This window comes from Microcoleus sp. Pol12B5, assembly GCF_036701335.1.
Lineage (GTDB): Bacteria > Cyanobacteriota > Cyanobacteriia > Cyanobacteriales > Microcoleaceae > Microcoleus.
In genome coordinates this window covers 1-25,191 of record NZ_JAUBQQ010000055.1, presented here as the reverse complement: position 1 = coordinate 25,191, position 25,191 = coordinate 1, and the positions used below count along the sequence as shown (strand labels likewise).

General features: G+C 46.0%; 20 protein-coding genes. 14 read left to right on the top strand and 6 right to left on the bottom strand.

Annotated elements, in window-relative coordinates; all coding sequences use genetic code 11:
* Positions 1-30: 30 nt before the first annotated feature.
* Positions 31-1,278: an MFS transporter gene (locus tag QUA24_RS20140; RefSeq protein WP_333231566.1), complete on the bottom strand. Its 1,248-nt coding sequence runs from the start codon at positions 1,276-1,278 to the stop codon at positions 31-33.
* A gap of 489 nt (positions 1,279-1,767) precedes the next feature.
* On the opposite strand from QUA24_RS20140, the gene QUA24_RS20135 reads away from it, so the two are divergent.
* Complete coding sequence (locus tag QUA24_RS20135) at positions 1,768-1,932, top strand: hypothetical protein (RefSeq protein WP_333231564.1); 165 nt, start codon at positions 1,768-1,770, stop codon at positions 1,930-1,932.
* A gap of 291 nt (positions 1,933-2,223) precedes the next feature.
* Here QUA24_RS20135 and QUA24_RS20130 read toward each other — a convergent pair whose 3' ends face one another.
* Positions 2,224-3,303: a PIN/TRAM domain-containing protein gene (locus QUA24_RS20130; protein ID WP_333231576.1), complete on the bottom strand. Its 1,080-nt coding sequence runs from the start codon at positions 3,301-3,303 to the stop codon at positions 2,224-2,226.
* 396 nt (positions 3,304-3,699) lie between these two features.
* Between QUA24_RS20130 and hemW the strand changes: the two genes are divergently transcribed.
* The 3 genes from hemW (at position 3,700) to QUA24_RS20115 (ending at position 7,876) form a co-directional block, all read left to right on the top strand.
* On the top strand, positions 3,700-5,046 hold the full coding sequence (hemW, locus tag QUA24_RS20125; protein ID WP_333231562.1) for a radical SAM family heme chaperone HemW: 1,347 nt from the start codon (positions 3,700-3,702) through the stop codon (positions 5,044-5,046).
* A gap of 598 nt (positions 5,047-5,644) precedes the next feature.
* Positions 5,645-5,917 (top strand): DUF1830 domain-containing protein, encoded by a 273-nt coding sequence (locus QUA24_RS20120; protein WP_333057596.1) that lies wholly within the window; start codon positions 5,645-5,647, stop codon positions 5,915-5,917.
* Positions 5,918-6,310: 393 nt separating this feature from the next.
* A complete protein-coding gene (locus QUA24_RS20115; RefSeq protein WP_333231560.1) occupies positions 6,311-7,876 on the top strand; it encodes an FAD-binding oxidoreductase in 1,566 nt (521 codons plus the stop codon).
* A gap of 189 nt (positions 7,877-8,065) precedes the next feature.
* On the opposite strand, the gene QUA24_RS20110 is transcribed toward QUA24_RS20115, so the two are convergent.
* Positions 8,066-8,935, bottom strand: coding sequence for a lipid kinase (locus QUA24_RS20110; RefSeq protein WP_333231559.1), 870 nt, complete (start codon positions 8,933-8,935; stop codon positions 8,066-8,068).
* Positions 8,936-9,163: 228 nt separating this feature from the next.
* Between QUA24_RS20110 and QUA24_RS20105 the strand changes: the two genes are divergently transcribed.
* Complete coding sequence (locus QUA24_RS20105) at positions 9,164-10,456, top strand: HEAT repeat domain-containing protein (protein ID WP_333231557.1); 1,293 nt, start codon at positions 9,164-9,166, stop codon at positions 10,454-10,456.
* Positions 10,457-10,568: 112 nt separating this feature from the next.
* On the opposite strand, the gene QUA24_RS20100 is transcribed toward QUA24_RS20105, so the two are convergent.
* Positions 10,569-13,997 carry a PAS domain S-box protein gene (locus QUA24_RS20100; protein ID WP_333231556.1) on the bottom strand — a complete coding sequence of 1,143 codons (3,429 nt, stop codon included), beginning with the start codon at positions 13,995-13,997 and terminating at the stop codon, positions 10,569-10,571.
* A 595-nt stretch (positions 13,998-14,592) separates the two neighbouring features.
* Between QUA24_RS20100 and QUA24_RS20095 the strand changes: the two genes are divergently transcribed.
* The 7 genes from QUA24_RS20095 (at position 14,593) to QUA24_RS20065 (ending at position 21,459) form a co-directional block, all read left to right on the top strand.
* Positions 14,593-15,567, top strand: coding sequence for a LysR family transcriptional regulator (locus QUA24_RS20095; protein WP_333231554.1), 975 nt, complete (start codon positions 14,593-14,595; stop codon positions 15,565-15,567).
* Between the two features lie 93 nt (positions 15,568-15,660).
* Positions 15,661-16,725 carry an anthranilate phosphoribosyltransferase family protein gene (locus tag QUA24_RS20090; RefSeq protein ID WP_333231552.1) on the top strand — a complete coding sequence of 355 codons (1,065 nt, stop codon included), beginning with the start codon at positions 15,661-15,663 and terminating at the stop codon, positions 16,723-16,725.
* Positions 16,726-16,856: 131 nt separating this feature from the next.
* A complete protein-coding gene (locus QUA24_RS20085) occupies positions 16,857-17,462 on the top strand; it encodes a molybdenum cofactor guanylyltransferase (protein WP_333231550.1) in 606 nt (201 codons plus the stop codon).
* 70 nt (positions 17,463-17,532) lie between these two features.
* On the top strand, positions 17,533-18,708 hold the full coding sequence (locus QUA24_RS20080) for an aminotransferase class V-fold PLP-dependent enzyme (protein WP_333231549.1): 1,176 nt from the start codon (positions 17,533-17,535) through the stop codon (positions 18,706-18,708).
* 423 nt (positions 18,709-19,131) lie between these two features.
* Positions 19,132-19,479 carry a DUF6717 family protein gene (locus QUA24_RS20075; RefSeq protein WP_333168680.1) on the top strand — a complete coding sequence of 116 codons (348 nt, stop codon included), beginning with the start codon at positions 19,132-19,134 and terminating at the stop codon, positions 19,477-19,479.
* A gap of 14 nt (positions 19,480-19,493) precedes the next feature.
* Positions 19,494-20,843 carry an LCP family protein gene (locus tag QUA24_RS20070; RefSeq protein WP_333231547.1) on the top strand — a complete coding sequence of 450 codons (1,350 nt, stop codon included), beginning with the start codon at positions 19,494-19,496 and terminating at the stop codon, positions 20,841-20,843.
* A 106-nt stretch (positions 20,844-20,949) separates the two neighbouring features.
* The gene (locus QUA24_RS20065) at positions 20,950-21,459 is read left to right on the top strand and encodes a pentapeptide repeat-containing protein (protein ID WP_333231545.1); all 510 of its coding nucleotides are present in this window, start codon (positions 20,950-20,952) and stop codon (positions 21,457-21,459) included.
* 128 nt (positions 21,460-21,587) lie between these two features.
* Here the strand turns inward: QUA24_RS20065 and QUA24_RS20060 are convergent, their stop codons facing one another.
* Positions 21,588-22,841: an S-layer homology domain-containing protein gene (locus QUA24_RS20060; protein ID WP_333231543.1), complete on the bottom strand. Its 1,254-nt coding sequence runs from the start codon at positions 22,839-22,841 to the stop codon at positions 21,588-21,590.
* A gap of 374 nt (positions 22,842-23,215) precedes the next feature.
* The gene (locus tag QUA24_RS20055) at positions 23,216-23,908 is read right to left on the bottom strand and encodes a GDSL-type esterase/lipase family protein (RefSeq protein WP_333231542.1); all 693 of its coding nucleotides are present in this window, start codon (positions 23,906-23,908) and stop codon (positions 23,216-23,218) included.
* Positions 23,909-23,988: 80 nt separating this feature from the next.
* Here QUA24_RS20055 and QUA24_RS20050 point away from each other — a divergent pair, with 80 nt between their 5' ends.
* Entirely contained in the window at positions 23,989-24,225 is a 237-nt protein-coding gene (locus QUA24_RS20050) for a DNA-directed RNA polymerase subunit omega (RefSeq protein ID WP_333080095.1), read from the top strand.
* Positions 24,226-24,477: 252 nt separating this feature from the next.
* Positions 24,478-25,119: a hypothetical protein gene (locus QUA24_RS20045; protein ID WP_333231540.1), complete on the top strand. Its 642-nt coding sequence runs from the start codon at positions 24,478-24,480 to the stop codon at positions 25,117-25,119.
* Positions 25,120-25,191 lie beyond the last annotated feature (72 nt).

Below are 25,191 nucleotides of genomic sequence, written 5' to 3'. Positions count from 1 at the left end.
TGTATGCAACATTGGTTTGGGCAAAAGTCGCTAACCCCGTAATCGAGAGGGGACTTCCTGCCAGAATAGTGGGACTGCAATCAAACCAGTTATCAACTGAATGCCACCAAAGATAGCGAGAGAAGGCCCAAATCCAAAGCGCAGTAGCTCTCCAAATATGAAACTGCCTACACCAAATCCAGTAAAGAGAGTAAATACCTTCAGTCCCATCGTTTGCCCCAAATTGTTGTCATCTCCGAGATCGGTCACAATTCCTACAAACAACGGTTGAGTCAGGTCATACCCTAAAGACAAAATAAGAACTGCGATCGTCGTTCCGATTGGCGGAATCTCAAAAATCATTCCAATCCCAGCCACAGCAGCCATTACCAACCCTGCTGGAACTAGCCAACGCCGTCCCCACAGATCGACAGCTTGACCAATGAAAGAACTCAGCAATAAACCGGGAATGCCGTACCCAAGAATGTTTAAACCAATGCTCAACGCATCCATACCGTACCGTTCCGATAAATACAACCCTAGCCATGTATATACCCCAGAGTGGTAGATACCATTCCACAGAACATAAGCATATGTACGCTGCCCCCGAAAGGTTGCTAATATCTGGCTGTATCCCCTAAAGATTTGGCGAATAGGCGGTAATTTGGTGACTTTTGGTGTATCAAATAAAGAGCCGTAAGGATGAAGTCGCCAAAGCACAACAGCAGCAAGCACAGCAGTACCTAGAAAGAGCGATCGCCAACCTACAAATGGCTCAAGAATCGCTCCCCCCGCAGAGCCTGCTGCCATTCCCCCTTCCATTGCTGCAAACACCAATCCTAGCTTGGCACCTCGCTGATCAAACGGGAATAAATCGCCAATTAAGGCGAAGGTAAGGGGAATCACACCACTGGCTCCAATCCCGGTTAATAGCCGCCAGGTTGCCATCTGCGAAGCATTTTGAGCAGTGGCAGTTAAAGCCGTGAAAATGACAAAAAGAGCAAGCGAGATGCGAATAATAGACCATCGACCAAAGCGATCGGACAGGAGGCCGAAGAATAATGCCATCAGTGCATAGGACAGCATATAGGCTGGAACGATAAAGCCGATTTCCTGAACCGGAACATTAAAAACTTCCGCCAAACGTGGAATCAGGGGAGCAATCATGTACCCCTGTAGAAAAATTAGCCCCGCAGCGATCGAAAGCCAGGAAAACAGGTCTTTATGCTGCTTTAGGCGAATCGTGGCATCGGCTGGTTCGGTATGAGGGTGATTAAAAGATTCTTTGAGTTTCGGCATGGATTTAAGAGATTTCAACTCATATCACATTTCACAGATGACTAAAATCTGAGAACTTAGCTGGAGTGCCAACGCCAACAACCAAAGCCCCTAGCCTGGTAAAAGCTTGGAGTACCTTCTCAACTCTGGAGGTTACAAATTTTGTAGGTAAGGTGTGGAATCTAGCTCTTAATGTCAGGATAACTTGATAAATGTCATGATTTATACAAAAAATGTATATTTAGATACAGAATTTCTTATAAGACTTATTACTTCAGGCTATCAACAAAGCTATGGTTTACGCATTGAGCAAAAATTTTGGGTTTCAAGCCCCTTCTTCAGTGGCCGGCTTTATGTTAGAATTTAATTGATTGAAATACCCACCTAAGATTGCAGCAATATATACTCATTTTGAGTTGAAACCGCGACTGATTCAGTAATAGGGAAAGACTGAAGGTCAATGGTTAAAATCCAACAGATTACCGCACTTCTGAAAGTTTGCAAGAGGATGTGCTAATCAATCAAGAAAGAGTTAGTGTAGAGTGTTTTCGCCGGAATGCAGAGGATTTGTGGGTGCTTGATTCTTACACTCAAGGGCATGACGTTCAGTTGAAGAACGTTAATTTTAGCTGTGCGATCGAGACATTGTATGAAGATGCGATCGAGATTGGTTGATTTTAACTCCTGAATCACTGATATTGATATAATTGAACCGCGAAGACGCAAAGGGTGCGAAGGAAGAGAAAAGAAGAACAAGCTGGTAATTGCTATTTTTATCTTGCTAGCTTTCCAAGTGCCGCCGTAGAAGTAAAAAGGATTGTTTTTACTTACCGATTCCCAACATTTAAGACATAAAAAAAACCACTGCCCCGACTCTTCATACCGGGCGCGGTAGAGAGTCGGGGCAGATTGGGAACAACGATCGCAATATTTGATTCTGATTGCCCTGGCCATTGTTACTCTGTTTTAAACAATAACGGACTCTTGAGGGCGGGCAAATATCATGCGGCCAGCGCTAGTTTGCAGGGCGCTGGTGACTACGACCCTGGCTTCGCCGCCGACATAGCTGCTGCCTGCTTCTACGACAACCATTGTGCCGTCATCCAAGTAACCGATTCCCTGAGAGGGTTCTTTGCCTTCTTTGCGGATTTTTAGTTCGATCGTATCTCCCGGCAAATAAGTCGGGCGCACCGCATGAGTCAAATCATTGATATTCAAAACCGGCAGTTTTTGGACGGTAGCTACTTTCGATAAGTTGTAATCGTTGGTAAGTAAAATGCCGTCGATATCCAAGGCGAAGCGGACTAATTTGGCATCGACTGTGGCAATATCTTCGTAGTCGGCCGAGTGAATTTGAATCCGTTCTGGATATGTTTCTTTGATGCGGTTGAGTACATCTAAGCCGCGGCGTCCGCGCACTCGCTTTTGATCGTTGGCTGAATCAGCTACCAGTTGCAGTTCTTGGAGCACGAATTGCGGTATGATAATTTGACCTTCGAGGAAACCTGTTTCTAGGAGGTTTTCAATCCGGCCGTCTATTATACAGCTAGTATCGACAACTTTGGCAGAAGCTGGTTTGAAAGTACCTTCAGCTACCAACACCGTGTCAAAGCTTTTGGGGTTGATCAGCCGCAAGAAAGCGCGGCCGTGGGTGTCGGTTAAGCTGACGCCTGTGAAGCCGAACATGACGCTTCCCAAGACTGCGACTAAAGGTTTGATGAAGCCGAACTCGCGGGGAATTGGCAGCAGGAACAGCGGAGCCAGCATTAAGTTTGCTACTAGCAGTCCGATGATTAAGCCGATCGCCCGCGTCAGCAGCATCTCGACTGGCATATCGCGGACTTGTTTTTCCAAGCGCCGATAGGTTGTTTGAGCCACTAATCCCATCACGAAGCCGATTAATGCTCCAAAGGAACCTAGTACAGAACTTAAGCCTTGTATATTTGTAACTTGCTGCAGGAGATTGCTCGGCAGGAGTTCGACTCCGTAATAGCCGATGCCTCCGCCTGCGATTATGAATGAGATTATTATGATTGCGTCTAGCATTAGTTCTAGGTTAATGAATTTATTCACATTATATCTTTGCAGTGCTGATACTTGTTTTCATGCTTTGGTCGGATATCGCCCTATTTACTCAGGGATTTTCATAAACTTATATTTCGCGGTTGTACCCTGTGAGGGATGTGCCAGGGAGCCGCTCGAAATTTACTACGCCGGATCCAAAGCAGGCACGAAGTGCGAATAGACCGCCCTGCGGGATGTTCGGGGATTTTGGTCGATTAAAACTGGTATGAGGTTAAATTAACAGAGCCGTAGCTTGCGGGGCGGGACGCCATCGTTCGCAGCGCTTTTTTGGTAAGAAAATGTCATAATATACATAATTATTCATGATGGTTTAATTAAAATTTTAGATTTGAAGTTGCGCTTTTGGCTTGAAATGTAATGAACCCTCCCACAGATTATTTAACATTTGAATTAAAAAAAAGTGTGCAAGCGACAAATTCCGGGATTCCTAGTTCGGCTTACCTGCACATACCTTTTTGTCGCCGCCGCTGTTACTACTGCGATTTTCCGGTTTTTGTGGTGGGCGATCACAAAAATGGCGAGAATTCCGGGACAGTTGTGCAATATGTTGCTGTACTGTGTCAAGAAATTCAAGAAACTAAAAATTTAGGCGCATCTCTGAAAACAGTTTTTTTTGGTGGTGGCACGCCTTCGCTGCTTTCTGTCAGTCAGTTGAGCAATATTTTAGAGACTCTCGACGGCAAATTTGGGATTGCTGCTGAGGCGGAAATTTCTATAGAAATAGATCCGGGTACGTTTACTTTAGAACAGTTGCGGGGATATGTAGCGGCGGGAGTAAATCGAGTTAGTTTGGGAGTGCAAGCTTTTCAAGATGAATTGCTGCAAACTTGCGGGCGCTCGCACTCTGTCGCTGATATTTTTGAAGCAGTAGAAATAGTGCGATCGGCGGGTATTGTCAATTTTAGTTTAGACCTAATTTCGGGACTGCCACACCAAACTTTAGAACAGTGGGAAGCTTCCCTGAAATCGGCCGTGGAAATTTCGCCGACTCACCTGTCGAGTTACGACTTAATTGTTGAACAGGGAACTGCTTTCGGGCGCTACTTTGAAGCAGGCGCGCAGCCGCTACCAGCAGATGAAACCGCTGCTGGAATGTACCGTTTAGCGCGGGAAATTCTGACCGGTGCTGGCTACGAACATTACGAAATTTCTAATTACGCTCGCTCTGGCTATCAGTGCCGCCACAACCGCGTTTATTGGGAAAATCGCCCTTATTACGGTTTGGGAATGGGGGCGGCGAGTTATATGGAAGGCCGGAGGTTAACGAGACCTCGCAAAACTCAAGAATATTATCAGTGGGTGCGATCGATCTCTGGCCTCAATTCCCCTGCTACTCCTCAAATTGGGGGGGAAACCCAGCCAGATATTTACCCACCAAGTGAGCAAAATTTTCAAGTCTCAGAAAATGACATTTTGTTAGAAACGCTGATGCTAGGTTTGCGTTTAGCAGAAGGAGTTAGCCTGTCGGCGCTGACTGAAAAGTTTACTCAGCAAACGGTTGATAAAATTTGGCGTTGTTTGCAGCCCTACTGGCGGCAAGGATGGGTAGAAATTATCACTGCGGATGGGGGGGCAATCTCAAATTTAGGTGAGGGCACGAAACTGCCACTGTCGGGCAATTTGAGGTTGACCGATCCCGAAGGCTTTTTATTTTCTAATACAATTTTAGCCGATTTGTTCAGCAACTTAGGCGAAGATAATTAGCTCTGTCTGAGGAAGTATACGCCCTGACAAGCGCGATCTGCTCTAAAGCCGGGGCCGCCAATTCTATGAAAGGAAATTTAATCGCTCCCTAGCTTGATCCTCTCTAAACTAATATATTTTCTCTCGATCCCTACACAAAACTTAAAGGCGAACTAAGCCTTCGGATAGACGCCACGACGGCACTCCAGCCGTCATACTTAAGACTGAACATTTAAAAGTAATTTAATGAACACTTTAACTATCGAGCGCAACCAAACCCAAAACCAGCCCTGCCTTGTAATTAGCGATCACGGGTGCAATCCTGCTTCCAAGTGTAATTTTTGCGGTCACTACCAACAGGCAAGAGGTTCAGTTGGTCACTGTCAATTGTTGAACGCACCTGTTAGGGGAGGATGGAAATCTTGCACTTTAGCACTGCCGGCTTTTGCACCTTCTTGGGAATAGGTGGAAGGCGCTGATGTTTCCCTGGCACAATTTATTAATTAACCCGAAAAATCTAAAAAAATGTATAAAAAATTGTGTTTTAACTGGTAATATGCTATATTAAGTCTAGGTTCGTCGCCGATAATTCGCACAATTGCACAAACAAGTTAAAAAAATGAATTTGACACTAAATCAGGTAATTTCCGAAGGTCATACGCGCATTTTGTGTTGGTATCTTAATAATACTAGCAAAGTGCAAATCGCTCGTATTACAAATATTCCTAATTGGTATTTTGAGCGGACGGTTTTTCCGGGAGAGCGTTTTTTGTTTGAAGCGTTGCCGGAAGCTCAATTAGAAGTTTGCAGGAGTGCGGATACGGGTGGTATAGTGTGCGAGCGAATTTTGTGCGATCGGCTGCGAGTTGAAGAATTAAGCACGGCTGATTGAAGATAATTCCTTAGACTTACCAAACAGATGTAGAAACCCGGTTTTTTTTCAGAAACCGGGTTTCTCTGTATGATGATAAAAACTTCGTTTGCGATCGCACTCCCAACCTCATAAACCCGGTTGATTCCTAGATTTCTTGTTACTAAGCCCAAAATTCGTAGAAACTCACATCTTGCACCATTTTCAAGAACAGGCAAGATGCCTGTTCCACAAGAAAATCTACTCTTTGTGGAACAGGCATCTTGCCTGTTCCTAAAAAGCTTATTGACAAGGGTGCAACATCTTAGTATGAACCGGGATTCTTGCCACCCCATGCGTCAGCCCTGAAACTGTCGGAAATGTGGATCTAAGCTAAATTATAAAAAATCAACCACTGTTTAATACTAAAACCCGATGTCCCTCACCGAACAAATCCTCTCCCAACTGCCAGGAGACGCCCTCACAGGCCTGAGAAAAGTCGATCAACTCTGGGAAAACCTCAAACAAAACACCGCAGGAACACCCCAAGCAGTCAAACACAGCCAACAACCCCTCGAAACCCTCGACTTCGACATAGTTATCGGCGGCGGAACCCTAGGAATATTAATCGGTACAGCCTTAGCCGTGCGGGGTTGGCGAGTAGCCTTGATAGAACGCGGCACCCTGCGAGGACGCGATCAAGAATGGAACATTTCTCGCAAAGAATTAGACGCATTCTTAGAATTAAATTTGCTATCTGTTGCAGAGATAGAAAAAGCCATAGCTACCGAATACAACCCAGCCCGCATCAGCTTTGCCAACAGCCCAGACATTTGGGTGCGCGACGTACTCAACATCGGAATAGACCCAGTTTACCTCCTAGAAACCTTGAAACAGCGATTCCTAGAAGCCGGAGGCGAACTATTTGAAAATACACCATTTAAAACAGCCACAATTCATCCAAATGGAGTCCTTGCAGAATCGGAAAATACAGATTTACAACTTGACAAAAAATTATTTAAAACCCGATTATTATTAGACGCAATGGGGCATTTTTCGCCTATTGTCCGCCAAGCAAGACAAGGCAAAAAACCCGACGCCGTATGTTTAGTAGTCGGCAGTTGCGCTCAAGGATACCCCAAAAACGACACTGGCGATATATTTGCATCCTTCACCCCAATGCAAAATCAGTGCCAATATTTTTGGGAAGCATTTCCAGCCAGAGACGGCCGCACCACCTACTTATTTACCTACATAGACGCCGACACAGAAAGATTCAGTTTAGAAACATTATTTGAAGAGTATTTGCGCTTGCTTCCCCAATATCAAAACGTCGAAATCGAACAGTTAAAATTCCAAAGAGCACTCTACGGATTCTTCCCCTGTTATCGCCAAAGTCCTCTAAAAACCCCTTGGGATCGCATACTTCCAGTCGGAGACAGCAGCGGTAGCCAATCTCCCCTCAGCTTCGGCGGTTTCGGCGCCATGGTACGCCACCTCAAACGCTTGACTCTAGGAATTGAGGAAGCTTTGACAAGCGACAGTCTCAGCAAAAATTACCTCGCACTTTTGCAACCCTACCAGCCGAATCTATCAGTTACCTGGTTGTTTCAGCGTTCGATGAGTGCTGCGATGAATCAAAGAATAGACCCTAATCAAATAAATCAACTTTTGGCTGCCGTATTTCAGGTAATGGAAGACTTGGGAGAACCAATACTCAAACCGTTTCTTCAGGATATCGTGCTGTTTCCGGCTTTGTCACAAACCCTGTTTAAAACAGCAATTAGCCATCCCGGATTAGTTCTGAAAATTATCCCGCAGGTAGGAATAGCTAATTTGCTCGATTGGATGGTTCATTATGTAAATTTAGGAATTTATACGGGATTGCAGCCTTTGGGGAAAGCCGTAGAACCCCAGGTAAAAAATTTAGCCCCGGAGCAGCAATATTATTTTCACCGATTAGTTGAAGCCTGGAAATATGGCGCTGGAGGCGATTATTAACTGATTAATTGTGGCACAGGCATCTTGTTCGTGGCTAATATCTGAACAGGCAAGATGCCTGTTCCACAACACAATATAATTTATTGATTAATTAATTAATTGTGGCACGTGCAAGATGCCTGTGGCTAATATCTGAACAGGCAAGATGCCTGTTCCACAACACAATAACATCATTATATTAGTTGTGAGTCATGCAGGAGCTATAACTGCTAAAGCTTGGGGAATCACTCGAAATTTTGCAGGCGTGTAAGTTGTAATTTCACCGTCAGTATTAATCGGACGGCGTTTGCTAGTATTAACCTCAAATTCTTGAGCGTGCAAGGCGCGAACGTTAGGCCAACTGGTATGATTTCCTTGCCTCATAGCTGGCAGCAAAGCAATGATTTCCCACCATTTTTTTATTTCCAAACTGTACAAATCTAGTCGCTTGTCGTCGATTGTGGCATCCTCGGCAACTGTCATGCCACCGCCGTAGTAGCGGCCGTTGCCAATGGCAATTTGAATAGTTTTAACATTAAAAGATTGATTTTTTATCTTAATTTGTGCTCGGAAAGGTCGCGCTGAAAAAATTGTCTGCAAAGCAGTAAAAGCATAAGCTAACACTCCCCAGCGCTGCTTTACGTCTTTAGTCAGGCGCTGGGTAATTTCCACGCTTAGTCCCAAACTGGCAACATTAAAAAAATATTGGCTGTTAACCCAACCCAAGTCTATTAGCCGAACTTTACCGCTGGCAATTACTTGACAAGCTGCTGATAAATCTGTAGGAATCCCCAGAGTGCGGGCTAGGTCGTTAGCTGTTCCCATCGGCAAGATACCCAGGGGTAACTTGGTGTCTATCAAACCTTCTATGGCGGCGTTGAGAGTGCCGTCGCCACCGCCAATTATTACTAATTCGACTCGATTTTGGTAGTGGCGAATAGTGTCGGAAAGTTCGTGGGCGTGGTCGGTAGATTCTACCATTAACTCAAAACCCAGTGTTTCTAATTCTACAGCGGCTTGAGATAATAGCTTTTGCCCTTTTCGGGAGTGCTGGTTTACTAAAAGTAGAGCTTTCTTCATTTGTTAATTTTTAATTAGGAATATTGCGTATTTTAAATTACAAAAAGTATAGATTGATGCCTTAACTACATCAAATTAATGCTTTACTTCCATTTTACCAGTTATGATGGATTGACAAAAATGTTAAAAAATGGATAATTGTAGCAAAAGATTCGTACAAAGTAGTTCCCTCCCGCTCTGACCTAGCAGCAAAAAACCTTGCTTCTCGATCGAACTTAATTTAAAATCATGTATAATATTTTACAAAAAGCGCAAGTCGCTGCCGATCGCCAAAACTGGCCGGGGTTAGTCGAATGCTTGCAGCAAGTGACAGCCAAAGCCGGCAAGCCGCAGGAACAACACATTTTAGAGCAAGCTGTCAGTTTAGCAATAGAAGCCTTAGAATGGGGCGATTTTCAAGACCGCTGGGAAATTTCTAAAGTATTGCCCAATTTGGGAAATGGCGCGATCGCACCTTTAATTGCCGTACTCGAAGACGAAGACGCTGACACCGAGCCCCGGTGGTTCGCCGCCCGCATTCTCGGAAAGTTTGATCGCCCGGAAGTGATTCAAGCTTTAGTAGAATTGGTCAAAAATTCCGACGAAGAATTGAGCCAAATCGCCGCCCAAACCCTAGGGAATTTCGGCCCGACAGCCATAGAATCCCTCGCAACTCTCCTACTCCAAGAAGACTCGCGACAGTTTGCCACAGCAGCACTCGCCCAAATTCGGCGCACCGAAACTATCCCACCGCTGTTGAGCGTAGTCGCAGACTCTCAAGTTGCGGTGCGGGCGCACGCAATCGATGCCCTGAGCAGCTTTCACGACTCCCGCATCCCCCCGATACTGGTAGCAGCACTCAAAGATCCGGCAACAGCAGTCAGAAAAGAAGCCGTGCGAGCTCTTGGGGTGCGCGCGTATTTAGATGCGGAATTAGATTTAGTTAACTTGCTCAAACCTCTGCTTTCGGACATCCGATTAGAAGTTTGTCAGCAAGCGGCGATCGCGATCGGGCGAGTAAAAACCGATGCTGCAGCGGCTGCTTTATTTGAATTGTTGCGATCGCCCACAACTCCGATTGAATTGCAAATCGAAACTGTGCGCGCCCTAAGCTGGATGGAAACTGCAACCGCTTTAGCATATTTGCATCAGACATTAATGGGGCAATTCACTAACATAAATTCTACTGTTTGTCAAGAGATAGTCACTGTTTTAGGGCGAGTAGAAAAGCCGGAATTAAAAGCTGCTGCTGCTGAAATTCTGATTGATTTGTTGAAAACAAATCATCCGGCCGTGCAGGAGGCAGTCAGCAAAAAATCTTTAGCTTTAGGTTTAGGAAAATTAGGAGATATGAGAGGGCTAGATGCTCTGATTTCAATGTTGGGCGACACAGAAAGCAGCGTCAGGTTACACTGCATGGCAGCGCTCAAACAGCTAGGTGCTGCCGAGGCCAGGCAGAAATTAGAAAGCTTAGTTAAGCAAGACAATCTTGAACCGAGATTGAAACAAGGAATTGCGATCGCCCTGCAAGAATGGCAATAAAATCAAGAGCGAGCGAATTAGCGGAGAACATTTAAATTTAGGGTGCGCCATCAACACCTTACGTAGAACTTAAATATTGAATTGTGAAATCGATAACTGAAAAATCAAAACTTTAGCTCTGCTCAATTGGCAGCCGCACTCCGAAAGTCGAGCCGAGTCCTTCCCCAGGACTTTCTGCCCAGACACTGCCGCCGTGGAGTTCCACGAGATGGCGGACGATCGCCAATCCCAGTCCCAGACCGCCGTAATTGCGCGTAGAAGTGCTGTCAGCTTGGCGGAAGCGATCGAACACAAAGGGCAAAAACTCCTTGCTGATGCCAATTCCCGTATCGCTGACAACGATCGAAACAGAGTGCACCGGAGACGGCCCAGACAATATGGCGCCAGCCGCTGCTCCCGGTTCCCCATCCTCCGAGAGCCTTATTTCCACGCGACCCGACGGCGGCGTAAACTTAATAGCATTCGAGAGCAAATTCCACACCACCTGCTGCAAACGAGTAGCATCGCCCTTCACCAAGCTCACCCCTTCGCCACAAAAACTCACCAATTCAATTCCCCTAGCTTCAGCATCAGGGCTCAGCGTCTTCAGCGCTGTTTCTACAATCCGCACCAAATCCACCGGGAACAGCTTCAAACACACTTTGCCGCTGACAATCCGGGAAACGTCCAGCAAATCCTCAATCATCTGAGTCTGCAACCGCGCGTTTCGCTCAATAGTCTCCAAACCGACAGCCGTTTTTTCGGCACTCATTTGGCGCTGCCGCAGCATCTGCGCCCAGCCCAAAATTGCGTTCAGAGGCGTCCGCAACTCGTGAGAAAGCGTTCCCAAAAACTCGTCTTTAATCCGGTTGGCCTCCGCTGCTTCCCGGTAAAGCCGCGCATTGTCGATCGCCACCGCCGCATCCCGCGCCAAATCCTCCAGCAAAACCAAATCGCTCTCCCCGCAGCGGCGGCCAGATTCCCCGCACAGCAACGAAATCGCTCCCAGCGTCCGCCCGCGAGCGATTAGCGGCACACAGATTGCCGACAGCACTTGGGATTGGGATCGCAGCACCAACTGCAGTTCCCTGTCGGGCACAACCGCCTCGATCACCCATTGCGGTATTTCTGGGTAGAGCTTCGACTCACCAGTCCGTAGCACCTTTGCTACTCCGTGCCGTCCCTGGGGGTCTAGCGGCATACGCCGATCGATTTGCCACAGCAGAGCGACTTTGCTCGGATCTGAGTGAGCAACTGCTTGCAAGCGGATCGAGCCGTCGGCATCAAGCAAATGCACACAGCACCAATCTCCCAGCCCCGGTACTGTTAAATCTGCCAAACCTTGCAGCGCCTTCTCGTAATCCAGGGAAGCTGACGACAGCAAAGCCAAAGCTTGAGCGTTAAAATAGGCTGTTTGGGCCGATCGCTGGCGATCGTCAATATCGGTACAAGTCCCGAACCATTTGAGAATTTTCCCTTCAGCGTCCAGCACGGGCAATGCCCTACCCAAATGCCAGCGGTAAGCTCCATCAGATGCCCGTTTAAAGCGGTATTCCACCTCGTAAGTCTTCCCCGTCTGCACCGAGGTTTTCCAACTTTCTACAGCATCTTCCACGTCATCTGGATGTAGAGGTAGCTGCCACCCCCAGCCTTGAGTTTCCTCCAGCGTCAAGCCAGTATATTCAAACCAGCGCTGGTTGTAGTAGTCGAACCAGCCGTCGGCTGTGGCAGTCCAAACTATTTGCGGGATCGCTTCAGCGAGGACGCGGTACAACTGTTCGCTGGCTTCGGCTTCGCGGCGGGCTGCCTGTTCCCGCGCCAATGCCCAATTCCGCTGTTCTTCGGCCTCTTTGCGAGCGGTGATGTCGCTAATTACGCCGATCCATTTGTAGGGATTGCCTTGTTTGTCAAGCACTGCTTTGCCCCGATCGATCCAGTGGAGTAAGCCGCCCCCTTGGCACTGAACGCGGTATTCCTGAAAAAATGGGGCGGCAGAACTGTCTGGCGCAGTCAAATACCGATCGACTGCCGCCAAAACTCGATCGCGGTCGATTGGGTGCAAGATACTGTTCCAAGCTGCTCTTGTCCTCGGAAATCCGCCTTTTGCGTACTCCAAATGTTCGTCTACGTGACCGAACCACAGCACGATGTCAGTCTCGATATCCCATTCATAAATCAAATCGCTGGCACTTTCTGCCGCAATCCGAAACCGCTCTTCAGACTGTCGCAGCACTTCCAGAAATTTAAAGCGTTCCGTCACGTCCAAAACCAGAGACAGCACCGATATCAACTCTCCCGAATCGCTGTAAAAAGCCGAATTGTACCACTCGCAGTGTACCAACGAACCCGACTTATTATAATTGCTGTTGTGAACTACATTGCACCGATTTTCTGGTTTTTTTAAACTATAAATTACCGATTTTACCTCTTCAAAATCGCCCTTACAAATAAAGTTCCATTCGCTAAAATGCTTGCCTAAAACTTCGGTTGATTCCCACCCAAAAATCTTCTGTGCCGCCGGTGACCACCCGCTGAGATGAAAGTTTTCATCCCACTCAATCACCGCTAGGGGGGTATTTTCAAAATGAGAAGTGAGTTTTTGCAACGCCTCGCGCAGGGATGCTTCTACTTGCTTACGCTCAGTAATATCGCCAAAAGAAATAGCAATGCCGTCGCCCAATTTAACGGTCATAATCCGAAACCAGCCGACAATGCCTTCGCTTTCGCTGTTGTAATAAATCTCGGTATCGAGGGGAATTCCTGTTTCTAAAACTTGGACGTAACGGTCGAACAAACCGCTATCTTTATGGCCTGGCAGCACTTGCAGCAATCGCTTGCCGATTAATTCGCCCGGGGTACTCTGCTGAATTTTTGCCGCTGCGGGATTGACGTATTCCCATTCAAAATCCACAATTGTGGATTCGTCACGAATGCTGCGAAACACGTTAAATCCGTCTAGAGATAATTCCTGAAAAACGCGGAAGCGTTCTTCGCTTTCTTGCAGCTTGCCTACGGTGTCAAGCAGGAGATCCTCGACTCGCTCGCGCTGTGTTATTTCTGCAAGCAATTGCTGGTTAATTTGCTGGAGTTCGGTTGTGGGGGATGCGACGGAATTTGTAATATCAGAGTTGGCTTGCAGTCGATCGACCTTTTGGGTTCGCAGCGCCGTATTTCCTGCAAAAGAGGCCGTTCCAGCCATAGCCAAGAATTGAGAAATCCAGGGTGTCAGGGACGCTAAAGCCCACAAAGACATGATAGCGGTTAAGGCGGCGATCGAACTTGACAGCCATTCGCTGGGATGCACCAGCATCCAAACTTGCATCAAGTGAGTTGTCCCGCCGCAGAAAAACCAGGCTCCCAATAGGAGAAACCCCTTGCTCAAAGGCACCTCTCGCTGCTTCCGGGCATAGTATGTCAGAAGTGCTGGAATTGAATAATAAGCCAAGGCAATTAACACATCGCTGACCGCGTGCAGTCCCATCAACTGGGGTTGCCACTGGCAACAGCCATCTTGAGGAATAAAATTGTGGTTAAATGACATAATCTTAATAAATGGCAGCATTTCGGCTTTCCTGTGCGATCGATCCTAGTTGCACTTGTGTAGCTGACCCGCTAATTTCTAGTTTATACACAAAAAAACAGAAAACAAGAGTGACTTTACTCCGGGGAGGAAAGTTCACAGCAGGCTTTAACCTGCCTGCAATATTAGTACATTAATTGAGAGGTAGAGGGAGAGTGAGGAACTATAATTCCCAAAGAGGTACGAAATTAAATGCTATCTTTTGAATTCACAACTTACGGAAAAACAGAACAATTAAACTCTGTTGATGAAGGGATTACTAGAGTGCCGTTCATTGAAACGGTTTAGCTAGAAACTGGCAATATTCGATAAATTCATCTTTATGGAATCTATTTTTTGATAATTTTGCAGATTCATAAATCCCTTCAACATAGGAGAATCGACCTCTACTTGGAGGCTCAGAAATCCTGCCACAGCAGATTGATGCTTAGATCGCAGCATCCCCGCCTCTGACCTCGGAATCAAAACTAATCTGTACCTGTATCAAAGTCTACTAAATTCTGCTACTAAATCGGTTAATGTCACAGATTATCTTCCAGTAAAATTTCTGAAACCATCTCTCTCGAATTAAACCTCCATGCGCTTAGAGCAGCTTCAAGCATTTCTTTCAGTTGCTGAAACTGGTAGCTTTCAGCAAGCGGCCCGGAAGTGTGGCGTTACCCAATCGACTATTAGCCGCCAAGTGCAGGGATTAGAAGCGGAAGTGGGTTTGTCGCTGTTTCACCGCACGGCCCACGCGAAACTGACTGTGGGAGGGGAATGCCTGCTACCTCACGCTCGCAAAATCTGTCAGACTTGGCGAAATGCTGCTGAAGAATTGGGAGACTTACGGGCGGGAAAGCAGCCGGAACTTTGTGTAGCTGCGATTCATTCGGTTTGCGCTGCTTATTTGCCGCCTGTGCTGCAAAAGTTTTGCCGTGACTATCCAGACGTGCAATTGCGGGTGACTTCTCTGGGGAGCGATCGAGCTCTGAAAGTCCTCAAAGATGGTTTGGTGGACATAGCAGTGGTGATGAACAACCGCCATTTTACTCACGCCCCGGAAATGTTGGTTGAGGTGCTCTACAATGAGCCGATCGAGGTGTTGATGGCGGCGGGTCATCCCCTGGCCCAGTACGATCGAGTACCTTGGCCGGAATTGATTTGTTACCCGCAAGTGGTGTTTAAGGACGGGTACGGAATGCAGCGGATGGTGCAAGAACAATTTGGACGCATGGGTGCTAAACTTCATGCTGTTTTGGAACTCAACACTCTTGATGCTTTTCGGGGCGTGGTGCGACAGGGAGAATTGATTGCTTTGCTGCCGCATTCAGCTTTGGTGGAGGCGAAAACCGATCGCACTTTAGCAATTCGGTCGATCGCCCAAGAGCGGTCAAATTCCAAGGTTTCGGCGATCGGTCAATTGGCCGCAGATCCTACTTGGACTCGCGAAGTAGTGTTGGTGACAACTCACGATCGAATGCAAATTCCGCCGATCGCCCATTTTTGGAATCTGGTACGCGAATTTGTGCCACCACTTGATGTAATCAAGCTAGAAAAATCAGGCAGTTAATTAGATAATTTTGAATTGAATTTTGGGGATTTTAAATTTAAAACGATTTAAATATTACCAATTACTAACTACCAATTACTAACTTCAAAAGTTATGAGTGACGCATTTAGAGAATTGCTGCGAAAAATTGGCAGCGGAGTACACACAGGAGAAAACTTAACTCGTTCCGAAGCAGCAGCAGCCACGCGGATGATGCTGCTGGGGGAAGCAACACCGGCTCAAATCGGAGCTTTTATGATTTCCCACCGCATTAAACGCCCCACTGGGGAAGAATTAGCCGGAATGCTCGATGCTTATGAAGAATTGGGGCCTATGCTTGCCCCCCCAAACCGAGAAAAAGGGTTTTCCGTCTCTACCGTCGCCGTGTTTGGCGTTGCTTACGACGGGCGATCGCGCACGGCTCCAATTAGCCCAATAACCGCCCTAATTTTAGCCGCCTCTGGCGTGCCAACCCTCATGCACGGGGGAGATACCATGCCAACCAAGGAAGGCATTCCCCTGATTGAAATTTGGCGCGGTTTGGGAGTTGACTGGAGAAAACTGAGTTTAGAAAAAGTCCAGCAAGTTTTTGACAATACGGGTTTAGGTTTTGTTTACCTTCCCAAGCATTTTCCTCAAGCCGCCGCTTTAGTTCCCTACCGCCGCGAAATTGGTAAACGGCCACCTTTTTCGACAATGGAGTTGATGTGGTGTCCCTGTGCCGGCGATGTTAACGTCATCTCCGGCTACGTCCACCCGCCGACAGAAGGTATGTTTCAAAAAGCCTTTGAGCTACGGGCAATCAAAAATTATACCACAGTCAAGGGATTGGAGGGAAGCTGCGATTTGCCGCGCGATCGTACTGCGATTATCGGCATTTCTAAGCCGGATGCTGAGTTTGAACGAGTGCTTTTAGCTCACGGAGATTACGGTTTTAGCAACACAAATCCTGCCTTTGAATCAGCCCCAGAGTTATTCAAACAAATGCAGGAAGTGTTGCTGGGAAAATCCTCGGAATTCATGCAGTCCGCTATCTGGAACGGCGGTTTTTATCTGTGGCGCAGCGGAGTTTGTTTGGATATAAACTCGGGTTTAATTGAGGCCGAAACTTTACTCAGCAGCGGTCAAGTCGTCCAAAAACTTGAGGAAGTTAGCCAAGCCGTTAGTGTTTTAAGTTGACAGTTAACTAATGACTAATGACTACTGACTACTAGACATCTCCAATAATTATTGTGGAACAGGCATTTGGTCTATTCAAAACAGGCAATTCTTGCGATGACAACTGACAACTGACAACTGACTAATGACTAATGACTAATCATAAAATTGCTGTAATTGTGCTTGCAGGCGGTCAAAGTTCGCGGATGGGTAGGGATAAAGCTTTGCTGGAAATTGAGGGCAAATCCCTATTGCAGCGGGCGTTGGAAGTTGCCACAGTTGTAACCCCCGAAGTTTATGTTCTGACTGCTTGGCCCGATCGCTATCGATCGACCTTAACCGAAACATCCCAATTTCTGGTAGAGTACAATCCGGGCTCCGGGCCCTTGGTTGCATTGACTCAGGGATTGACAGAAATTGCCGCCGAGTGGATTTTACTGTTAGCTTGCGATTTGCCTTTGTTGGATGCCCAGATTATTCAGAATTGGGCAAGTCAGTTAACAGAATTTCCCCCATCAACTTTAGCAGTTGTGCCTTATCAAAATTCGCGCTGGGAGCCTTTGTGCGGCTTCTACCGCCAACAATCTCTGCCCAGCTTGCAAAGTTTTATTAACAAAGGGGGACGTTCCTTTCAAGTGTGGTTAAATCAAATCTCCGCAATCCCTCTACCTGTAGGGGAACGAGAAGCAGTAATGTTATCCAATTGCAATACATTAGAAGAAGTTGAGCAATTAAAAGGTAAAATGGTTAACGGTTGACAGTTGACAGTTGACAGTTAACTGACTAATGACTAATGACTAATGACTACTGACTAATTACTAATTACTAATGATTAACCAATATTGGTTGCTTGATCGCAATATAACTTTCCTCAATCACGGCTCTTTTGGGGCCTGTCCGATTCCCGTACTCGAAGCGCAAACCATTTTTCGAGAACAACTAGAAAGAGAACCATTGCGCTTTTTACTGCGGGAATTTGAACCCTTGTTGGATAATGCAAGAAATCAGTTAGCAGCATTTATCGGTGCGAGTGAGGATGACTTGGCGTTTGTCCCGAATGCGACGACGGGAGTAAATGCAGTTTTGCGATCGCTCTGTTTTTCTCCGGGCGACGAATTGCTAACTACAAATCAGGAATACAACGCTTGCCGCAACACACTTAATTTTGTAGCCGAGCGTACAGGCGCTAAAGTAATAGTAGCAGAAGTCCCCTTTCCCATTGAGTCACCCGAACAAATTATTGAAACAATAATTAAGTGCGTTTCACCGCAAACAAAGTTAGCTTTATTAGACCACGTTGTGAGCCAAACAGGTTTAATTTTTCCCATCAAACAGTTAGTCGGTGAATTAGCTAACCGTGGCGTGGATGTATTGGTAGACGGAGCTCACGCGCCGGGAATGGTAGCGCTGAATTTAGAGGAAATTGGCGCGGCTTACTATACGGGAAATTGCCACAAGTGGCTGTGTGCGCCTAAAGGTGCGGGCTTTTTATACGTGCGGCGCGACAAGCAAGAGGCTATTCGCCCAACTACGATCAGTCACGGTGCTAACTCGCCCCGCGCTGATAAATCGCGCTTTCAATTAGAATTTGACTGGATGGGAACTGTCGATCCCAGTCCCTATTTGTGCGTGCCTGTAGCTATTGATTTTATGGGTTCTTTGTTAAGCGGCGGCTGGCCAGAATTGAGGGCAAAGAATCATGCTTTAGCGTTGGCGGGGAGAAAAATATTGGCTGACAAATTAGATTTGCCACTACCTTGTCCTGATGAAATGGTGGGTTCGATGGCAGTTGTGCCACTGGCAGACTCTCAATCTGATGAGGTTGCAAAGGGAGGAATTCCACCTTTGCAAGAGGCGCTATGGGAGATTTTTAAAATTGAAGTACCGGTGATTCCTTGGCCAAATGCTAGTAAGCAGTTGGTGAGGATTTCGGCTCAGTTATACAATACTTTGCCGCAGTATCAATATTTAGCTAATGCCCTGGTTGAGCTGACGAGAAGTTGAGCTGGAGCTTCCCGAAAAGAAACATCACACCCAGCTACAAACAGGTATAGGTTTGTAGTTAGGGTGTCGGTTCTCATAGTTTGGGAGAATACAGACTATTTATCCTTACTATAAACGTAGTAATGGTTATACAAATATTCACCCTAAGAGTAAAAAATCTGCAAAGAATCACCTTTATTCCTATTGAATTGGGATAGTTTTTACATAAAATTAAAAAAACAAAAAATAGATCTAAAGCCCCATAGCCCTAAACTTAGCCAATCCGCCCAAACCGAATAAACTTTGTAAATAACCCGCTAAAATCCCTAATTTAAAACAGGGTTGTTAAATCGGATAGCGCACAACTTCGGCGCAACAGAATATAATGTATCCACACTTGCATTTTTGCAGACAAAACAAAGGAAATGAAAAGAGGCGAATACCATGTCCAATGCCATGATGGTAATTTACCCCTATCGCGAACAGTACACCTGGGTTTTTGACGACGAGCGAGTCGGACTTGTCCGAGAACCATTTGTTCAGGGCGTTCCCGAAATGATTAACGCGCTTGTTGCAGACATTCCCAATGCCGCTCAAGGTTTCCGACTTTTATTTTCAGCCAATCCATTTCCCGGATATCAAGCAGAAATGCTGTGGTTGAAAGCAGAATACGGCGGTAACTGGTATCGGTGGGAATCGAAAAATCTCGAAGGCTGGCTGTGTCCGGCTATGTTCAAATACTTTCTAGAAGCACCGCCCAAGTTTTACTGCAAAGCTGAAAAACTGCAATAACCAACAGCAAGTCTATGAAAAACTTGTCAATTTTTAAAAGAGACTTTGTTACACCAGGCGATCAAATTTCTAGAAAAAAGCCTAAATTCTTCCTGTATATAGTGGGGCTATTTTTCCTAGTTTTCACAGCCGCCATCTCGGCTACATTGGGTGCAATTACCGCCCTTTTAGCTCCCGTGGAACCGCCAATTATCAATAGAGTATTAGAGGCGACGGGCTTTGACTATCTATCCTCCAACCGCTCTGGATACCGCCTGTCGCGGTCAGTTAATGTCTTGATATTGGGAATTGACAGTGTGCCAGAATCTGCCGCCAATTCCCCTAAGATATTTAACGGTCGCAGCGATACAATACTCTTATTGCACCTCGAACCTAGAGATAAATCTATTAGTTTGCTTTCAGTTCCACGAGATACTAAAGTCGAAGATCCCGGAATTAGCTTCAGCAAAATTAACGAAGCCAATGCTAGAGGAGGAGCAGCTTTGGCGACGCAATTGGTTAGCAGTATGCTGAACAATACGAAAATTGAACGATACGTGCGAGTCAGCAGTAATGCGTTTCAGGAATTAGTCGATTTGTTGGGCGGAGTTGAGGTATTTGTACCTCGCGCGATGTCCTATACAGATACCGCTCAAAAGTTAAAAATAAACTTAGGGCAGGGATGGCAAACTCTCAACGGAGAACAAGCAGAACAATTTGCTCGATTTCGCAACGATGGTTTAGGAGATATCGGCCGCATTCAGCGGCAGCAATCTTTAATTCAAGCTATTCGGGACCGCCTCGCAAGTCCATCAGTATTGGTGCGCTTGCCACAAATTGTTCGATTGATGCAAAAATATGTGGATACAAACCTAAGTTATGAGGAAATATTGACGCTAGCCAATTTCGGTTTGCAATTGGAGCGAGATAACTTTAAAATGGTAATTTTGCCTGGACGTTCTAGTTCAGAAACAGGGGATTTGAGGAGTTATTGGATTGTAGATGCGCTGGGGCGCGATCGCATTATGGCACAATATTTGAACCTGGGTGTGCCGGATTTTGAACAAGGACGAATTCGCAATCCCAGCGAGTCCCTGTTGCCCAAAAACCTCAAAATATCTGTCCAAAATGCTTCTAGCAAACCGACAACCGCAAAAAACGTTGCTGAATTTCTCACAAAAAAGGGTTTTTTTAATGTATCTGTAGTGCAGGATGCGCCCCAGAAGCAGCGTCAAAGTCAAATTATTGTTCAGCAAGGCGATTTAGAGGCAGCCAATCTACTGCAAAAAGAGTTAGGTGGCGGTAAACTTGAAGCATCTTCTACCGGTGAAATTAATTCTGACTTGACACTTAGGGTTGGCGAAGATTGGGTAAAGCGATTTTAATTAGTCATGAGTCATTAGTCATGAGTTATTAGTCAGCAGCCAACAGTTAACAGTTAACAGTCAACAATCAACAGTCAACTATGCCCAATTCCCCATTCCGATCATTATGAAAAGCGTTTTCCGAATATTCCTGAGCCTGTTTTTAAGTTTAGTGTTGGCTGTTGGGTGGGTGCTGCTGAGTGCTACTCCGGCATTTGCCCTGCCGAAAACAAATATTAATTACACAAACATTAATTTGTCCGATCGCGATTTTTCCAACTCCGATTTAGCGGGGGGAACATTTGTCGCTGCTGAAATGCGGGGAACAAATTTTCAAGGTGCTGATTTAACTAATGCGATTTTGACTAAGGGAGTTTTACTAAATGCCAACTTGTCAGGTGCAAACCTCTCCGGTGCTTTGGCAGATAGAGTTACATTTGACGGCGCTAATTTGACGAATGCTAATTTTTCCGAGGCAATTATGACTCGAACTCGGTTTTTTGATGCTGCAATTTCCGGCGCTGATTTTACTGACGCGATTATCGACGCTTATCAAGTGAGTATCCTGTGCGAGAAAGCAGATGGTGTCAATCCCGTGACGGGAGTTTCTACCCGCGAAAGTTTGGGATGTCCATAGGAATTCACACTTAAATAAAATCCCTGGCTCATTATCTGATTAGATGTACCTTTAGCGAGGTCAAATACACAGATTAAAGCCCCTCTCCTGCAAGGCGAGGGGTTTGAGGAAATTTCCAAATATCGGCTCTATCGAGCGCTACAAATGCCTGTGCTGGCAGTACCAACTACCAAATCGGAATTCAACAGCAAATCTAAATCGGTGTCGGGATTAACAGCATACAAATCGACTTTATCTCGACCCAAAAACACCCCGATCAAAGTCCCGATTCCCGCACCGCCGAGCACCTCTTCAGTGGCGATCGCCCGATCGCCCGTAACACCTGCGATCGCCGCCGCTGCTGCTGCACCCAACGCCGTATTCTTAACCAGATTGCCAACATTAACGCCCTTGGTAACAGTTTCTTTCCTAGTAATCACTTGGGAAGTGGCATTGAGAGGCACTCTGCTGCCGTTGATGATACTTAATTCTTGAGCCACAAACTGAACGCCCGAAGCAGTCGATCGCAATTCGCCGCTAATTTTGGAGCCTTCAGGTATCAGCACTTGGCCATTATTGCCCGTAATATCCGCAGCTACAGTCAGCGTAATCGGAGATTTGTCATTGGGGGCGAGCAAAATCTTGCCTTTTGCATACTCGATTGGGATAGTCACCCCCCTGGGAATTTTCACAGCAACAGATTCGCTAACATCAATCTTAGCAATGTAAGGAGAATTAATTGGTCTTGCTTGATTGGTACTCACTAATGTTTGATAGATAAAAGCAGCTACTTCAGCTCGCGTTGCTGACTTGTTAGGTTTGAGAGATTTAGGATTAGGATAGCTGACAACTAACTGTTTTTCTGTAGCCGCAGCAACGCTTTTGACAGCATAACTTTGAATCTCACCCGCATCATTATAGTAACTGAGAACATCTTGAAAATCGCACGTAGGCTCATAGCCCATTCCGTTATTTAAAGCGACTACAACTTGAACGCGAGGAATCTGCTGTGTCGGCCTGAAAACATTGCCAGGATAGCCAGACATCCATCCCATTTCGTAAGCTTCGGCGATCGCCCCGCTTGCCCAAAAATTAGACGGAACATCGGCAAACCTTACAGCACCGCGGGTTTTTGCCTTTTTCACAGAACGGATCATTGCAGCGAATTCAGCCCGCGTTACCGGTGCATCCGGGCGAAAACTGCCATCGGGAAATCCTTTGATAATTCCTCTTTCCGACAAATCTTGAATAAAGTCTTTTGCCCAGTAGTTATTATTAACATCCGAAAAAGCTGTTTGAGCAAAAGCAGGGGCGGGAATTAGCATCGGCGCTGCGGTTCCGGCAACGGTTCCCAGTGTTAATAAAACAGATGTACCAGATTTAATGCGATGTAATACAGACATTTTTGATTCTCCAATTTACACATTTTTTTATTGAGGAGAACTAAGCTTTTGATAGGCAGATTGATTCTGCCCAACTTGCTTTCTCCCTCAGTTATGTAATCATTGTTGAATGTTTTAATTTTTAGTGCGGGGAAGATACGGTCTTTTAAAATAAATATTTTTATGGTGATTGGGTAATTTTAAAATGCTTAAATCCCTTAAAATCCTTATGTTGCTTATCTCCCTTATCTACCTTGAACTTATAGACTTCTGGATGCAGAACCTTTATATGTAGGGGCGGTGCTAAGAGTGCCCGCCCTCACTCGACTAGATTAATAACTAATGACTACTGTCTAATGACTACTGTCTAATGACTACTGTCTAATGACTAATGACTAATGACTAATACTTGCCATCGGTTCCCAACTTGTCACATCTTCAAATAAAGATTGATAGCCCGCTGCATTAGGATGCAGCCCGTCTGCAATCAGGCGCGATCGCCACCAATCACTGCCCCGATTTATCCATTTATCAAAAATATCTAAATAGGGAATTCCCCGCAACTCACAAGCTAATTTCGTTGCCTCTTTATACCGATATTGGTCAGCATGACTGTAATACAAACAATCTTGAAAAGGCATTTTACTTTCATCCACCGGCACCATCCCGACAAATATCACCGGACAAAGTTGTTGGGACAGGTTTAACAAATGATCCAAAACAGTTTTAAAATGTTCAAACTCAGTGTAGCTGCGCCCGGTAGGCGACTGCACTCTCGCCGAATCGTTGAGGCCTACCGAAAGAATAATCGCATCCGGGAAACGGTTTCTCAGTTCGCCACGGTGGCGAAACTCGTTTTCGAGCCGCTGGGAGACTTGATAGGTGCGATCGCCCCGAACGCCCAAATTGTATAAAACGTGCCCTGCACTCTCTGGTAACATCCACTGGCGCCGCAATCTTTCCACCCAACCCCCACCTACACCGTCGCCGAAACCGTAGATTAAGCTGTCGCCGAAAGCAACCAATTTGAGGGGATGAGAATTTCCCCGATGCAAGTGACCAAAGGAATAGGCTGTTGCTACCTGCATAAGCAATGATACTCAGTTAATAAATTATGAATCTTGACATACTAGACTAGAATGTAACATTACATAAAGTAGGTAGTCTCATGGCTAATAAGCGTCCACCCTTCGATTCTACTCAGCTAACCCGTCGCGCGGAAGAGTTGATTAACGGTGCATCCAACCGCTATCGGATTACGGTGCAGGTGGCGAACCGCGCAAAACGACGTCGCTATGAAGATTTTGACAATATGGACGACCATCAAATGAAACCTGTAATGCGGGCGATATTTGAGATGTCGGACGAACTGACTCAGCCGGAAATTATCGGAGACAAGTACTAGATTTCTGGAGTTTTGGGTTTTGAGTGGTGAATTGCCAGCAATTTTTGTAAACTCAAAACTCACAACTTTTTCAAACTAGACTTGGGCGCGCGGGAGGATAAACCCGGTTTATTTCTAGTTCCCTCGTTAACAAAAATCTGATTTTTCTAATAAACCGGGTTGAGGAGTGTAAATCCTAAAATTAGAAACTAGGACATCTGCTTGGGGGTAAGTTTATGAAATTATTCTATTTTTGAAATTTTTGTCAAAACCGTGAATAGATTAAAGCAGGGCTTAAGTTTTCTGTTGGTTACTTTGAGCGTAGCGATTTTCACGCTTTTGAGTTGGGTATTGGAATCCGGGGAACTGAGTATGTCGGCTTTGGAACCTTCGCTGCTGCGGAGTTCTGAGTCTGCCTCAGTGCAGCGGGTGGCTCAACAATCTGCACCCCCGCAAGTGAGGGTGCAAGATGCGTGGAAATTGGTGTACGAAAAATTGCCGGATTTCCCGATCGAAAATAACTACATTTCTAAGGAAACGGGGAAGGTCGATCCTACCAATACTTTAGTCGGGCGGTTGATTCGATATCACGTATTTGTTAAAGGACGGCCACCCAATTACCGCTTTGATTGGAAGTTGAGTTTAGCTGACTATTTGGGCGCCACTCCAGATTATTTGGTGGAAAGTGTTTATCCGGGAAAAGACCTTTTGCGCTCAAATCCCATGGAACAGGATCGCGCTGCTATTCAAAGGTTAAATAGAGCACAGCGGGATGCTTTGGTTCAAGCTTTGGTTGATGTTTTTACGGAGAGTTCGGGGGGTGGGCGCACACCGACGGCGGGGGAAAAACCACAAGGACGATCGAATTCGCCGGAGATACCGCAGCCGGGAGATGCGAAGTTGCTGGCACCTTAACCCTCTTTTGTCACTCTCGTGGTAGTATAAGGAGTGACACAGATCAAAAGCATTGCCAGTCCTATGGTAGAA

Bases quoted from the DNA above. Each gene is read 5' to 3' on its own strand.
- QUA24_RS20140 (WP_333231566.1), bottom strand. From the start codon at position 1,278: ATGCCGAAACTCAAAGAATCTTTTAATCACCCTCATACCGAACCAGCC.
- QUA24_RS20120 (WP_333057596.1), top strand. From the start codon at position 5,645: ATGAATTTGACACTAAATCAGGTAATTTCCGAAGGTCATACGCGCATT.
- QUA24_RS20105 (WP_333231557.1), top strand. From the start codon at position 9,164: ATGTATAATATTTTACAAAAAGCGCAAGTCGCTGCCGATCGCCAAAAC.
- QUA24_RS20080 (WP_333231549.1), top strand. From the start codon at position 17,533: ATGATTAACCAATATTGGTTGCTTGATCGCAATATAACTTTCCTCAAT.
- QUA24_RS20090 (WP_333231552.1), top strand. From the start codon at position 15,661: ATGAGTGACGCATTTAGAGAATTGCTGCGAAAAATTGGCAGCGGAGTA.
- QUA24_RS20065 (WP_333231545.1), top strand. From the start codon at position 20,950: ATGAAAAGCGTTTTCCGAATATTCCTGAGCCTGTTTTTAAGTTTAGTG.
- QUA24_RS20115 (WP_333231560.1), top strand. From the start codon at position 6,311: ATGTCCCTCACCGAACAAATCCTCTCCCAACTGCCAGGAGACGCCCTC.
- QUA24_RS20050 (WP_333080095.1), top strand. From the start codon at position 23,989: ATGGCTAATAAGCGTCCACCCTTCGATTCTACTCAGCTAACCCGTCGC.
- QUA24_RS20060 (WP_333231543.1), bottom strand. From the start codon at position 22,841: ATGTCTGTATTACATCGCATTAAATCTGGTACATCTGTTTTATTAACA.
- QUA24_RS20110 (WP_333231559.1), bottom strand. From the start codon at position 8,935: ATGAAGAAAGCTCTACTTTTAGTAAACCAGCACTCCCGAAAAGGGCAA.
- QUA24_RS20070 (WP_333231547.1), top strand. From the start codon at position 19,494: ATGAAAAACTTGTCAATTTTTAAAAGAGACTTTGTTACACCAGGCGAT.
- QUA24_RS20095 (WP_333231554.1), top strand. From the start codon at position 14,593: ATGCGCTTAGAGCAGCTTCAAGCATTTCTTTCAGTTGCTGAAACTGGT.
- QUA24_RS20100 (WP_333231556.1), bottom strand. From the start codon at position 13,997: ATGCTGCCATTTATTAAGATTATGTCATTTAACCACAATTTTATTCCT.
- hemW (WP_333231562.1), top strand. From the start codon at position 3,700: ATGAACCCTCCCACAGATTATTTAACATTTGAATTAAAAAAAAGTGTG.
- QUA24_RS20130 (WP_333231576.1), bottom strand. From the start codon at position 3,303: ATGCTAGACGCAATCATAATAATCTCATTCATAATCGCAGGCGGAGGC.
- QUA24_RS20085 (WP_333231550.1), top strand. From the start codon at position 16,857: ATGACTAATCATAAAATTGCTGTAATTGTGCTTGCAGGCGGTCAAAGT.
- QUA24_RS20075 (WP_333168680.1), top strand. From the start codon at position 19,132: ATGTCCAATGCCATGATGGTAATTTACCCCTATCGCGAACAGTACACC.
- QUA24_RS20055 (WP_333231542.1), bottom strand. From the start codon at position 23,908: ATGCAGGTAGCAACAGCCTATTCCTTTGGTCACTTGCATCGGGGAAAT.